At 43.8% G+C, this 13,307-nt stretch carries 12 protein-coding genes; 3 read left to right on the top strand and 9 right to left on the bottom strand.

Features of this window, described 5'->3' with window-relative positions:
* Positions 1 to 12: 12 nt before the first annotated feature.
* Positions 13 to 1,221, bottom strand: a complete 1,209-nt coding sequence (locus CS562_RS06340) for a macrolide family glycosyltransferase (RefSeq protein ID WP_099854418.1) — start codon at positions 1,219 to 1,221, stop codon at positions 13 to 15.
* Positions 1,222 to 1,307: 86 nt separating this feature from the next.
* A complete protein-coding gene (locus CS562_RS06345; protein ID WP_076288352.1) occupies positions 1,308 to 2,276 on the bottom strand; it encodes a LacI family DNA-binding transcriptional regulator in 969 nt (322 codons plus the stop codon).
* 166 nt (positions 2,277 to 2,442) lie between these two features.
* On the opposite strand from CS562_RS06345, the gene CS562_RS06350 reads away from it, so the two are divergent.
* Positions 2,443 to 3,876, top strand: coding sequence for a glycoside hydrolase family 1 protein (locus tag CS562_RS06350; protein ID WP_099854419.1), 1,434 nt, complete (start codon positions 2,443 to 2,445; stop codon positions 3,874 to 3,876).
* A gap of 131 nt (positions 3,877 to 4,007) precedes the next feature.
* On the opposite strand, the gene CS562_RS06355 is transcribed toward CS562_RS06350, so the two are convergent.
* The 5 genes from CS562_RS06355 to CS562_RS06375 form a co-directional block, all read right to left on the bottom strand.
* Positions 4,008 to 5,012, bottom strand: a complete 1,005-nt coding sequence (locus tag CS562_RS06355) for an ROK family protein (protein WP_099854420.1) — start codon at positions 5,010 to 5,012, stop codon at positions 4,008 to 4,010.
* A gap of 116 nt (positions 5,013 to 5,128) precedes the next feature.
* Positions 5,129 to 5,716 (bottom strand): sugar O-acetyltransferase, encoded by a 588-nt coding sequence (locus tag CS562_RS06360; RefSeq protein ID WP_076288349.1) that lies wholly within the window; start codon positions 5,714 to 5,716, stop codon positions 5,129 to 5,131.
* A 41-nt stretch (positions 5,717 to 5,757) separates the two neighbouring features.
* Positions 5,758 to 6,333: a sugar O-acetyltransferase gene (locus CS562_RS06365; RefSeq protein ID WP_180287047.1), complete on the bottom strand. Its 576-nt coding sequence runs from the start codon at positions 6,331 to 6,333 to the stop codon at positions 5,758 to 5,760.
* Positions 6,334 to 6,557: 224 nt separating this feature from the next.
* Positions 6,558 to 7,733, bottom strand: a complete 1,176-nt coding sequence (locus CS562_RS06370) for an MFS transporter (RefSeq protein WP_099854421.1) — start codon at positions 7,731 to 7,733, stop codon at positions 6,558 to 6,560.
* Between the two features lie 106 nt (positions 7,734 to 7,839).
* Positions 7,840 to 8,598 carry a TrmB family transcriptional regulator gene (locus CS562_RS06375; protein WP_099854422.1) on the bottom strand — a complete coding sequence of 253 codons (759 nt, stop codon included), beginning with the start codon at positions 8,596 to 8,598 and terminating at the stop codon, positions 7,840 to 7,842.
* A gap of 205 nt (positions 8,599 to 8,803) precedes the next feature.
* On the opposite strand from CS562_RS06375, the gene CS562_RS06380 reads away from it, so the two are divergent.
* Complete coding sequence (locus tag CS562_RS06380) at positions 8,804 to 8,932, top strand: DUF4023 family protein (RefSeq protein ID WP_036664828.1); 129 nt, start codon at positions 8,804 to 8,806, stop codon at positions 8,930 to 8,932.
* 135 nt (positions 8,933 to 9,067) lie between these two features.
* On the opposite strand, the gene CS562_RS06385 is transcribed toward CS562_RS06380, so the two are convergent.
* Complete coding sequence (locus tag CS562_RS06385; protein ID WP_373561688.1) at positions 9,068 to 11,104, bottom strand: catalase; 2,037 nt, start codon at positions 11,102 to 11,104, stop codon at positions 9,068 to 9,070.
* Positions 11,105 to 11,336: 232 nt separating this feature from the next.
* Here CS562_RS06385 and CS562_RS06390 point away from each other — a divergent pair, with 232 nt between their 5' ends.
* Positions 11,337 to 11,600: a hypothetical protein gene (locus tag CS562_RS06390; protein ID WP_076288346.1), complete on the top strand. Its 264-nt coding sequence runs from the start codon at positions 11,337 to 11,339 to the stop codon at positions 11,598 to 11,600.
* Between the two features lie 82 nt (positions 11,601 to 11,682).
* Here CS562_RS06390 and CS562_RS06395 read toward each other — a convergent pair whose 3' ends face one another.
* Positions 11,683 to 13,296 carry a type 2 periplasmic-binding domain-containing protein gene (locus CS562_RS06395; RefSeq protein ID WP_099854423.1) on the bottom strand — a complete coding sequence of 538 codons (1,614 nt, stop codon included), beginning with the start codon at positions 13,294 to 13,296 and terminating at the stop codon, positions 11,683 to 11,685.
* Positions 13,297 to 13,307 lie beyond the last annotated feature (11 nt).

Below are 13,307 nucleotides of genomic sequence, written 5' to 3' on the forward strand. Positions count from 1 at the left end.
TTAATGACTGAACTATCCGTGAATGAAATGTTGAGTCTTAAATTCGAAAATCGCATCAACAGCACAATGATATCCGCCTGATTTTCGAAAGGATTCCCTCAAATTCGCAGCAGCTTTCTCAAAAGAAGGAACGCTCAACACATGATCCACAGCTTCACGCAGCTGATTGGCAGTCAAGGTTTGCATTTGTAAACGGAGGCCCGCTCCCCTACTAACAACCTGCTCTGCAATGATCGGCTGATCCGCGCTCTGAGGGAGTATAATGAGGGGAACCCCGTAATATAAACCTTCGTTGGTACTGTTCATCCCGCCATGTGTGATAAATAATTTAGCAGATTGCAATACATCCATTTGTGGAACATAACGTTTAACGATGAAATTTTCCGGAATTGCTCCCAGATCAGCAAGCTGTGTTCTATCCCCTACGGACATGACAATTGTATAATCGGTATTCCCCAATGCTTCCAAGCAAAGCTTATAGAAATCAAGAGCTTGGTTAAAAATTGTACCCCGTGAAATGTAAATCAGTCTTTTCCCTTTAATTCCTTCCATATCGAAGTCTTCATGGGATAGTCGCGAAACTATGGACGGTCCTACAAATTGATACGTGTGGTCGAATTCTTCTCCATAAGGCTGAAATTCCTTTGTTGTATATACGATGGTAAGTGGCGCGGGATTGCAAAACACCTCGTAGGGAGAAGCAATCTCCACCTCATATTTTTTCTGTAACCTCATCGTCAAGCTATGGAATGTATCGTTTATAGGTTGGGCGATTTCGGCAGGAACATTTAAGAAAAAGTGTTGCAGCAAATGATCGAAAGATTCTTCAGCCTGCGCAAAAGAAGTACACGAATTAATTGCAGGTAGCTTCAGAATTTGCGCAAGTAAACGTCCACAGCCAAACATGGAATCATGGATGATGTAATCAAAATGTTCACCCTTGATCTGTTCAAGCACACTTGGAATGACGATATCTGCCGTAAGCAAAAGACCGTTGACTCGTTCGAGCAAATAATCTCTGCCACCTGAGACAAAGGCTTTAATGATTTTTTGACCGTCAAAGGTTCGAACAATAGCACCCGTCTTCTCCATACGTTCCCTATACGCTTCTATAGTGAAGTACACAACCTCTTCCCCGCGTGAAATAAGCTCTTGTACCACGCCAATCGTTGGATTGACATGTCCCTCTGATCCACCGTTAATAAATAAAACACGTGCTATAACAATCCCTCCTTTGCAATGCTACGTTCTCTAATGGTGTAAGAATTCGTAAGCAATGATGTGCTTTCTTCCCAAAAAAATTCAATTCAGGTGGTCGCACGTTCAATCAGTTGAAATTCCAGTTGCTGAGGCTGTAACTCCTGCTTGCCAAGGACGGCCCATAATCGATGAAATGCCTGGGTGGCTTGTTCTGCAATTGGATTATGTATGGTTGTTATTCCAAGCACACGGGACAGCTCTATATCATCGAAGCCAACAATGGCAAGTTGTTCGGGAACTTGTATATTTTGTTTGCGTGCTTCGGACCAGATTCCGATTGCTGCATAATCATTTGAACATAACACCGCTTGAGGAAGTTCTGGCCCATTTGCCATTCTTCGCATCGCCTCTTCCCCGTCAGATGAACTAAACACGGAATATTGATAGGCCTCACGCAATACAGGCAGACCCTTATCTGTCATAAATGATTCATAGGCTTCACGCCGACTCTGGGTATTCAGACTTTCTGCTCTGCCAAAGGCATTGGCAATGCGGGAATAGCCTTTGGACACCAGATGTTCCAGAGCCAGCTTGTAGCCTTGCGCCTGATCCATAGCCACTGACGGAATTTCGTCATCTCCCATCCGCTGCCAAGATACAATCGGACCATACTCGCAGTAGGCTTTCAGTTTGTCTGGAGGATTGACACAGGTCATAATCACCAGTCCATCCACCCGTTTACTCCGCAGATCCTCGAACGCCTGCAATTCAATCTCTTTATCTCCACGCGAAGTATAGATCAGGGTCTGGAATCCATAATCCATCGCTGTATCAATGAATTGATTCATAAACGTAAGGATAATCTCGTTGGTGGCAGATGTGACAATTCCAATTTGCTTGGTCTGTCCGGTAGATAACGAAACGGCATTTCGGTTCGGGATATAGTTTAACTGTTTCATGATTTGTGTTATTTTCTGCCGGGCCTCGTCACTCACATGTGGTGAATGATTAATTACTCTGGACACCGTGGCCTTCGAGTAGCCGGACAGCTTCATAATTTCATCAAATTTGGACACATGAAGTCTCCTTTCTTGCTGACTTTCTATGATGAATTACAGTTTGCCTCAAAATAAATAAAAAGTAAAACTTGACGTGTAACCCGTTCCAACGTTTAAGCTTTTTTTATGCAGTGCTGCTGTATGTAATATTCACAACGAATTCATAACGATTGGAGCGATACACATGACTCATTCTCAACATCCATCATTTGATTTCCCCGAAAACTTTCTGTGGGGTGGTGCGATTGCCGCCAACCAGGCTGAAGGTGCATATAATTTAGGCGGCAAAGGTTTGTCTACTCAGGATGTGGCTCCCAAAGGTATCATGGGTCCCATTACTGAAGAACCGACTGAAAATAACATGAAACTAATCGGGATTGACCTCTATCACCGTTATAAAGAAGACGTCAAGCTGTTCGCTGAGATGGGATTCAAGGTATTCCGTACTTCCATCGCCTGGTCCCGTATCTTCCCTAAAGGCGATGAGCTGGAACCCAATGAAGAAGGCCTTCAATTCTATGATGATCTCTTTGACGAGTGTCATAAATACGGAATCGAACCACTGGTTACCCTTTCCCACTACGAGACACCTCTCCATCTCTCCAAGGAATATGATGGCTGGGTTAATCGGAAGATGGTCGGCTTCTACGAGCGTTATGTGACTGCTGTATTCAAACGTTATCAAAATAAAGTGAAATACTGGCTCACGTTCAACGAAATCAATTCGATTCTGGAGGCACCTTTTATGAGTGGTGGGATCTACACACCAAAAGAGAAATTGAGCAAGCAGGATCTTTATCAGGCAATACACCATGAGTTTGTAGCCAGCGCTTCTGCTGTGAAACTCTGTCATGAGATCATTCCAACTGCACAGATTGGTTGTATGATGCTCAGTATGCCGACTTATCCGCTAACACCGAATCCCGATGATATGATTAAAGTGATGGAATTCGAACACAGCAATTATTTCTTCGGAGATGTTCATGTGAGAGGCCGCTATCCTGGATACATGAAACGTTACTTCCGTGAAAATGGAATCCAGATTCAGATGGAAGATGGCGACGAAGACATGCTGCTCCATACCGTCGACTTCATTTCTTTCAGCTATTACATGAGTATCTGCCAAACGGCTGATCCGGATAAACAGGTTGCAGGTGAAGGTAACCTGCTTGGCGGTATACCTAACCCTTACTTGCCTGCAAGTGAATGGGGATGGCAGATCGATCCGCAAGGACTGCGTTATGTTTTGAACATGTTCTATGACCGTTATCAGAAACCACTCTTTATTGTGGAAAATGGGCTGGGCGCTGTGGACGAGCTTATTACTGGACCTGATGGTGAAAAGACAGTTGAAGATGACTATCGCATTCAGTACTTGAATGATCATCTTGTTCAGGTTGGGGAAGCCATTGAAGACGGCGTTGAAGTTATGGGATATACGTCCTGGGGATGTATTGATGTGGTCAGTGCTTCGTCAGCACAATTGAAAAAGCGTTATGGTTATATCTATGTTGATCGCCATGACGATGGGTCAGGAACACTCGAGCGGTATCGCAAAAAGTCGTTCCACTGGTACAAAGATATCATCGGTAGTAACGGCAAGAGCCTTAAACGTTAAGTAAGTGATACCGCTGTAGCAGGTACATTCCTGCTTTCCCCCAACAGAAAACAAGGACATACATTGCAATATGATGTGATGATGTATGGTTTGCTGCTGGGGGATTTTTACTAATATAGTGAGTCCCGATTTCAGTTAAATTGAACCTGATCGGGTTCCAACGCTTTCAATGTTAGCCATCGCATCCCTGCTTCAAAGTCTTCCCGGAAGGAATCGATCAGAATGACATTAGGATAAGATGGCATCGACAGATCCGCTTGATACATTTGCCACGCTTGAACCAAAGCATTTTCTTCAACCATCTTCTGGTAAATTACAACCTGATCTGGAGCAAGAATCGCATTTACCGTTTGAATCATTTTGCATACCGTTGCAATAAATGCTTCCTTTTCCACTGAATTATACCAATCAATCCCCATTGGAAGGTATTTAACCTCCCCGGCCATGCCAAGTTTTCCTTTGATCACTTTACCGTTCAGATAAATTCCCATGCCTGGAGGATATTTGGTTGGAAAATAAATTCCGATGATACATTGATCCTCGTCCAACTCTTTTTTTGCACAATATCCGCTAATTGCAGCGTTCACATCATTTTCCACCAGAACTGGTAATCCGAACTGTGCTTCAAGATCTTCAATCATGCGGATACCTTCTAACTGCCGGTGACTGCTCACCGTAATTTCTCCATTCACGGTCTGTCCCGGAATACCGATACCGATGACTTTAATGGAAGCATGCTGAGACAGTACGTTCCCAATGATTTCATAGAAGTGTCTCTGATCAAAGGCGGGCATTGTATATTCTTCTCTGAATACCATGTTATCCTCTAGATTAATGACGGTGGCTGTAATCAGATCCTGCCCCTGCTTTTCGTTGATATACATGACCAAAGCCAAGCTAAAATCGTAATTATATCGGTAGGTTAATGCAGGTCTTCCCCCGTTGGAAGGTACTGTCTCGTCCTCAAACAGTTCACCCAGTTCACACAACTCTTTTACCAGTGAATTGACGGTTACTACACTGAGCTTGGTCAAGGAGGCCAGTTGTGGCTTGGTTGCTGTTTCCACCCGTTTCATGACCTGGCGTACATGGTTTATATTAATTTCTTTCATCAAATACGCGTTCGCTATTTTCATAAGCACCCCTACTCCATAGTTTCTTCTCCAATGTAGTAACTATACAATATCTCCAGAGGTATTAAAAACACCCGATGAAAAACATCGGGCATTCTGAAGGTTCGTATACACTTGTGTTAGCTTCTTCTATACTTCGTTTTGTCTGCTTCCGTTATTTTGCGAATAACTCTGCATGGATTACCCGCAGCAATTACATCCGAAGGAATGTCTCTGGTAACTACACTTCCTGCCCCGATGATTGTGTTATCTCCAATGGTCACACCCGCAAGCACAGTCACGCCGCCACCGATCCATACATTATTGCCCACTGTGATCGGACCTACAATTTCAAGACCCTCGTTACGTTGCTCCACATCATAAGGATGACCGGCAGTGTAGAATCCACAATTTGGTGCAACAAAAACGTTGTCACCAAAACTAATTTTTGCCCCGTCCAGCATAACGATATTATGATTGCTATAGAAGTTCTCACCAATTTCAATGTTATAGCCGTAGTCACATACAAATGGCTGCTCGATCAGGAAACGATCCGTCGTTTTCCCAAGCAACTTTTTGAGCAGCGCCTCTCTCTCAGAGATCTTGCCAGGATGAAGCTGATTATACTCGTAACAAAGTCCCTTTGCGTACAACCGCTCATCAATTAATTCTTTGTCGTAATTCGCATTATACAGTAGTCCCAGTTGTGATTTCTCTTTTTCTGTCATGAATTCTTATGCCTCCAACTCTTCTGTCCAAAATGAATAGATTAAAGCTCTATCTCTCTAATGATTCTAGCAGGATTTCCACCAACAATCATATTGTCCGGAACATCTTTTGTAACTACGGCACCGGAAGCAATAACGACATTGTTCCCAATGGTGACTCCTGGATTAATAACTGCCCTACCTCCGATCCATACATTATTGCCTATGGTTACTGGCTTTCCATACTCTGCACCTGTTATCCGTTCGAATGGATTCAAGGGATGGGTAGCGGTATATATGTGAACGTCAGGTCCCATTAAACAGTTATCCCCAATGCGCACTTCACATACGTCAAGTATCGTACAGTTAAAGTTGGTATAGAAATGCTCTCCAACATGAATGTTGTATCCATAGTCAAAATGAATATTCGGTTCCATGCTCAGGTGTTCACCCGTTGAACCTAACAGCTCTTTTAATACCTTTGTACGGAGCTCACCCTCTGTTTCTGTGGTCTGATTGTACATGCGTGTCATTTTCCTTGCATATTCCCTGTCTTGAGACAATTGGGGATCGGAAGCCAAGTACAGCTCACCATCGATCATTTTCTGTTTTTCCGATTTTGTTGTGATATTGCTCATGATTGTTTCCCCTTTACGTCTATATTAATTTTCGAACTGATAAATTAAGATACTTTATAAAGCTATAATAATTATATGGGATAACCTAAATAAATCAAGTTCCTTTGCAAATTGAATATAGAGATATTATGCCTAATGTCATTCAAAAAACCTCTGCAATCCAATAATTATTGGACCGCAGAGGTTTTTTGAAGCTATATAGACCAATTTGGAAAAGATAACTTTTATACTAACGATTTTTCGGCGGCATGAACCGTTTGCTCTTTACGACTAATTGCATAAAAGGCTGACACCAGACCCATCAGGATTAGAACCGATCCCACCCATCCTGTATACATAATGGATGAATGATCGATAACCACCCCGCCGATATAAGTTCCGAGAGCAATACCCGCATGTGCAATTCCTGAATTGGTGCTAATTAACGTTTCAGCCGTTGCAGGTGAGGTTTTGATAATCAGACTATTCTGTACCGGGGTAACGGTCCAGCTTAGCGCACTCCAGATACTTAGCAGAATCAAGAAGGAAATTAAAGGCAACCCGGTACTAAATGGAATAACCGCCATGCTTATGATAAAGGGTATTAGCACGATGATAATGGCTTTGGCTGGGTGCAAACGATCTGATAATATGCCGCCGATTCCTCCCCCTGCCACAGCAGCGATACCAAACATCATATAGATAAAGGTGACCATTGTTGAGCTGGCTCCAAGCGCTTCCTGGAGAAATGGTGTGAAATAAGCATATAACGTCAAGTGTCCTGCGAGCACAAGCAATGTTGTAACATGGATTGCCAGCATTTTTGGGTTCCATAGAGCAGTAAGCTGCTTCTTCAGGGATACTGCCGGAATCGGCTGCACACGATCCATGGCAATGCCAATGGCAACCATGACTACTGCAGTCAAAATTGCGATCAACATAAACACTTCACGCCATCCAGCAAGATTACCCACAAAGATTCCGATAGGTACACCCAGGATCAGTGAAGCACTTCCTCCCATCGTGATAATCCCCACAGCACGCCCTTTATACTGCGGCTCCACAATACGGGCTGCGAGCGTCAGAGACAGGACAAAAATCAGAGATCCCGTTGCGGCCCCCAATGCTCTGCCTGCCAAGAGCATATAGAAATTGGCACTGAACGCAGAGATGAGATTGCTGATTAGAAAAACGAATAGAGTGCACATATATACTTTTTTACGTTCGAATCTGGCCGTCATATTTAACAAAATAGGCGCAGATAACGCATAGACAAGTGAGAAAATGGAAATTAAATACCCGGCTTTGGCCAAGGTCAGATGAAGATCTGTTGCAATCAAGTCCAGAATCCCACCTAAAATGAGTTCAACGGTACCAACCACAAATGCCGCGATTGCCAGGACATATACTTTTTTATTCATTTTTGAATCCTCCTCGAAAGTTACAACTACGATAGTAACTTAATCAAGAGGAGATTTCAATACAAAAAAGCTATTCTCAGAAAGAATAGCTTTTGGAACCCTCGTTTTAATAAATTAATCGCGCCAGCAGACGTGCAATTTCTTCATCCTGAAGCAGCTGGTCACCGTATTTTTTAGTAATTTGAGTAAGAGCGACGTCATGATAGAAATAATCCGTCATTGCTTTAACAATCGGTTTGGACGTTGTCTTGATCGCCTTCCATGAATCATGTTCGATTCCTGCAAACAAAAGATAACCATGGTCAACAATGATTAGCTGCGAGGGCTCAAGATTACTGTCCTCAAGCATTGGAATTAACGAATATTTATGGGCTAGAGACGTTTGCAGTCCTCCTACAGCCAGGACCTCTACATGTACACCTTCAGCTTCTTTTTGCTCCAGAAGCTCCCGGTACTTCTCCATTTGCTCATTCCAGGCCAGAAAAAGGATAGATGAATCCGCTTCCTCAATAAGCTGTTCAATATTCGATGCAATGGATGTTGCATCCTTCAATGTCCAGATATGTTCATCAGTGAATGTACGTTTGATTTTATACGTCTTTAATTCCTCAATATCCTTCTCAAAGTCAGCCCTTATTTTGAGGATAATGGACTGAAGATCAACCGCCATGTACAATTTTTTCTTCCCATGCATGGTTGTTAGTACGGTTCCCTTATCAATAAGCCGATTAAGCACTTCGTATATCTTAGCCTTGGGTACATTGGAGTAACTAACAATGGATGTGGCATCAAGCGGTGCATCCTGCGCAAATATGGCCTCATATACCTGACTTTCATATTGTGTAAAACCGAATTTCTGCAACATGGTTCGATTCGGGCTCCTTCTTGTTTGTATCGTTCTATACAGTTTAGACGCCTGAACTTCCCATGTCCAGTTTATCCCACCGACGTTTCATACTAGTCGTAATGATATTACAGTAAGAGTGGAGCATCCAAATATAATGACCTTCCAATGGTTATATTAAGATTCAGGCTACACATTTTGATTAATTGAAGGAGGTTTGCTTAACATGGAGAGCACCCATGATTTTGTAAAAAAAGTGAATGAGAACGCCGAAAAAGCACGTCATAACAAAAACAATGGTAAAGGTACACCAACGGATAAACTGCCGGCGAAACAGCATAGCACCAATAAGTAAGGAAATAATCAATTGCAGCAAATTAGGGAAATATCGCTCTTATTTTTTCAAGAACAAAAAAACAGGAAAAAGGATCTCTAGTGAGGTCCTTTTCTTGTTATTTGATGTCCACTCGTTTGAAGGCACACAAACCTGCTACGCTCGATTCCAGAAGCGTTGCTGGGTCATGGCTTGAATGAATTGCTCTACAAAAGCTGAAGGTTTCTGTTCCACAATGACACCAGGTTTGCCGATAATGCCGACTGGCTGAATCAGGACCGCCCCTGTCGGTGTAGCACCTATCGGTTTAAAATGATTGTACGTTTCAATGGCATAGGATCGGGTGTATTTCTGAAAATAATCATCTTCCTTCTGCCCTCCAACAATGAATAACCCATCATATACCAAGGGTGATCCGGTCAAAAAGCTGTCGTCCACTTTCAACTCCACACCGCCTGTTCCATGGACCACACCTAGTCTTTCATGAACAATGACTGGGCAAAGTCCAGCGCTCTTAAGCTCATCCAAAATGTATTGTGTGCTCGGACCATCAAATCCTTCACCGACAATCACCCCGACGCGCAGCGTTTTGGGAGAAAACACGGTATTGGCCATGCTTAACGCAGGGGAGGATTTTGTCACTGAAGATTCGGGAACTTTCGGTACAGCGACTCCAAGTTCGCGGGCCAGAATGGTCGCCAGCTCTGTGCTGATATTTCCTAACATATCAACGACCTGTTGACGAATCGAAACGTCCTTTACCTTCCCGAGCTCAAACGTGAGTGCCTGAATGATATGACCCTTCTCCACGCCTGTCATGCTGTTCCAGAATAAACGTGCTTGCGAGAAATGATCCAGAAAACTATCTGCCGTTTTTCGTTCCTTGAGACCTTGCACCGTGGAAGGACACGTTACAAACCCACCTTTTGTACCGGGCACAGTATAGGGAGAATTATTGGCAAGAGAGTTTTCGTGGTAGGCGACTCTTCCTCGATCAATGGTGTAACGGGAAGCTCCGTCTCTCTGGTTATTATGTACAGGGCACACGGGACGATTAATCGGCAATTCTTGATAATTCGTGCCCACCCTTGCCAATTGTGTATCCGTATACGAGAATAGTCGGCCTTGAAGCAGTGGATCATTGCTGAAATCAATGCCACGTACAATGTTGCCAGGATGGAAAGCCGACTGTTCCGTTTCCGCAAATACATTCTCGACATTTTGGTTAATCGTCATTTTGCCAATGATTCGTACCGGAATGTCTTCTTCTGGCCATAATTTCGTTGCATCCAAAATATCAAAATCAAACTTGAATTCATCTGCTTCCTCCAGCACCTGTATTCCAAGTTCGAACTCAGCAAAGTTGCCTGCATTGATATTCTCCCACAAGTCTCTGCGATGAAAGTCCGGGTCCGCCCCGCCCAGCTTCTGCGCCTCATCCCACACAAAAGAATGCATACCAAGTACCGGCCGCCAATGAAATTTCACGAATCTGGATTTACCTTCTTTGTTCACCAGCCGGAAGGTATGTACTCCAAATCCCTGCATCATTCGAAAGCTTCGCGGTATCGTGCGATCCGACATAATCCACATGACCATCGCTGCCGACTCCTGATTATTCGCGATGAAATCCCAGAAGGTGTCGTGCGCAGTGGAGCCTTGTGGAATTTCATTATTGGGTTCCGGCTTCAGCGCATGTATCAGATCCGGAAACTTAATCCCATCCTGAATGAAGAAGATCGGAATATTGTTCCCGACCAGATCAAAGTTGCCCTCTTCGGTATAAAACTTTACTGAAAACCCACGCACATCCCGATTCGTTTCGTTCACTCCTTTGGAGCCTGCGACCTCGGAAAAACGAACAAATAGCGGTGTTTTCACACCGGGATCCTGAAGAAAATGCGCCATCGTTAACTCTTCAAGTGACTCATATAACTCAAATTCACCGTAGGCTCCATATCCCCGTGCATGCACAACTCTCTCCGGAATGCGTTCACGGTCAAAGTGAGACAGTTTCTCACGCATCAGAAAATCTTCTAGCAGCGTGGGTCCGCGATCCCCAGCTTTTAGTGAGTTGCTATCATCCGATATTTTAATCCCTTCATTGGAAGACATTTCTTTTCCGTTATTATCCCGAAGAAAGGCATTTCGCTGCTCTATCTTTTTGTTCTCATCCATGGGTTCCTTGCTCATTCCAATCACCTCCAGCATTATATGTATGGGACTGGAAGAACACTTATGATTGCCTGATATACCATACTTTGATCCGAATCCCATGTGTGACTACAAATACGAATAACATGCGCTTAGCCATGAGGTTTACCTCGTGATTGTCCATTTATTAAATATCGCGTCTTTTGTCTAGCACCTTCTGAATCTGCTTTTCATTTACTATAAAGAATCTAATAGAAAAGAGATGATGAGGATGGCATGTGTAAAGGCTGTTCCACAACCGGATTTAGTATTGATCTATTGGTCCAGAAATCCGCTCGTTCCCGGTTCTGCACGCCGAATCAGAAGTGTACGTGTGATTGGGAACACATCCCCTTGTACCTTCACACTGGTGCGTGGTGCATTGCTGATTAATGCCTTAAACTGTTTGCTGGACAATGATATTGGTTTTAAAGTGGTCTATAGCAAAAAAACATCGAACATCAGTGGCGTTTTATTGTTGAAACGCAGATCATAAACGAACAAAAAGGTGCACTCCTTCAATAAGGAAGCGCACCTTTTTGTTATTTAATCAATGAATGATGTGACTGAACTCCACTCTATTTGACGTTCATATAACGTTCGAAGGCATTATTACGGATGGTCAGTAACTGTTCAAGTCCCATATCATTCAACTTTTTGATATAATCATCCCAGCCCTCTTCGATGCCGCCTTTGGTTACCCACTGAGCTCGCATTGTTGCTACATAACCGTCAATATCCGTTGTCAGCGTTGGCAGCTCCTGGAACTCTTCAGCATTGTACATAACCTTCGGATAAGGTGTTGTTACATCTGCACTGCCCAACTGATCGATTTCCAGCTTGAGACCGTCACCAGCCTTCGGATTAAGCTTAATTTTTTCTTCAAAGGAAGGGCTTACATATTTAGGTCCGAAATCACGCAAGGATTGATCCCAGTACCAAGCATCGGCGCTGGTGCCTGCCGGCGGGTCCATCAACGTGTATGTGCCATCATCATTTTTCTCAATTACAGTTCCAATCGCACCCCAGAAATTCTGAATGCTGGCTTCGTTGGAATAGAACTGATCTGCCCAGCGTGCGGCTACTTCAGGAACAGTACATGAACTTGTAATGAGCAGTTCATTACGAGCCAGATTCATGCCCCCAGGATCCCCAGGCTGATAGCGTTTGCCATCAGGTCCGGCAATAGGTGCAATCGCTTCATATTGGTCGCTCCACTTTCCAAACACAGCATCAGGCGTCCATTGGTTGCTAAAGCCGACGATTGGAATGTCTGCATTTTGCCATTTGGCTGATGTCATTGTATTGTCTTGTGTGAACAGCTCCTGATCAATCAACCCTTCTGAATACAGCTTATGTGTATAAATAAGAGCTTCTTTATACTCGTCAGTCGTTGGGAAGAAGACCGGTTTACCGTCTTGCACAATCATACTGCTGGCATTAATGTCAGTGATTCCGAATGGATTCAGGAAGTCCACATTCAGACCCGTTTCCGTGTACGGAATTTCGTCCTGTTTTCCATTTCCGTTCGGATCTTTTTCCTTAAACGCTTTCAATACCTGATACAATTCTTCTGTTGTCGTTGGTGCTTTCAGCCCCAGATTATCAAGCCAAGCCTTATTGATTACAGGCTGATTCCGGCTTTTCGGACGGGCAGGCAGTCTTGTTGGCATAGAATAGATTTTGCCATCAGGAAACGTGCTGATTTTCTTCATATCTGGCGTCTCTTGCATAGCCGCCTTCAAGTTGGGCATATACGAGTCAATGTACTCATCCAGTGGACGGAAATAGCTCAGGTTGTTTACAATGTCCGAATCGCTGAACACCTGGTCACCCAAGATAATGTCCGGGAGTGTACCACTGGCAAGCATAATAGATTTCTGCTCACCCCAGTCATTAGAGGACATGACCTGCCACTCAATTTTCACATTAGAATCCTTCTCCAAATCCTTGAGCCATTGGTTCTGTGTAAAGGTGTCGCCCATATTCCCCCAACGAACCGTCAGCACCTTGAGTGTGACCGGTTTGTTGACAATTGGCATACCTTCCTGATTAAAATCGCTTGATACCGTAGTCTCCGCAGGTTCACTACCATTTCCGCTACTACAGCCAACCACGCTGACTAACATAGCCGACGCGAGAATCAGGCTGCTCATTTTGGTGAATAACTTCTTCCCTATCTTTTTCCCCATTTGGGAACCCC

Source organism: Paenibacillus sp. LK1 (assembly GCF_002750415.1).
Lineage (GTDB): Bacteria > Bacillota > Bacilli > Paenibacillales > Paenibacillaceae > Paenibacillus > Paenibacillus taichungensis.

What these genes read in the sequence shown, in the direction of transcription:
- CS562_RS06390 (WP_076288346.1), top strand. Translation starts at nt 11,337, where the DNA reads ATGGCATGTGTAAAGGCTGTTCCACAACCGGATTTAGTATTGATCTAT.
- CS562_RS06395 (WP_099854423.1), bottom strand. Translation starts at nt 13,296, where the DNA reads ATGGGGAAAAAGATAGGGAAGAAGTTATTCACCAAAATGAGCAGCCTG.
- CS562_RS06370 (WP_099854421.1), bottom strand. Translation starts at nt 7,733, where the DNA reads ATGAATAAAAAAGTATATGTCCTGGCAATCGCGGCATTTGTGGTTGGT.
- CS562_RS06360 (WP_076288349.1), bottom strand. Translation starts at nt 5,716, where the DNA reads ATGACAGAAAAAGAGAAATCACAACTGGGACTACTGTATAATGCGAAT.
- CS562_RS06375 (WP_099854422.1), bottom strand. Translation starts at nt 8,598, where the DNA reads ATGTTGCAGAAATTCGGTTTTACACAATATGAAAGTCAGGTATATGAG.
- CS562_RS06380 (WP_036664828.1), top strand. Translation starts at nt 8,804, where the DNA reads ATGGAGAGCACCCATGATTTTGTAAAAAAAGTGAATGAGAACGCCGAA.
- CS562_RS06350 (WP_099854419.1), top strand. Translation starts at nt 2,443, where the DNA reads ATGACTCATTCTCAACATCCATCATTTGATTTCCCCGAAAACTTTCTG.
- CS562_RS06385 (WP_373561688.1), bottom strand. Translation starts at nt 11,104, where the DNA reads ATGAGCAAGGAACCCATGGATGAGAACAAAAAGATAGAGCAGCGAAAT.
- CS562_RS06355 (WP_099854420.1), bottom strand. Translation starts at nt 5,012, where the DNA reads ATGAAAATAGCGAACGCGTATTTGATGAAAGAAATTAATATAAACCAT.
- CS562_RS06365 (WP_180287047.1), bottom strand. Translation starts at nt 6,333, where the DNA reads ATGAGCAATATCACAACAAAATCGGAAAAACAGAAAATGATCGATGGT.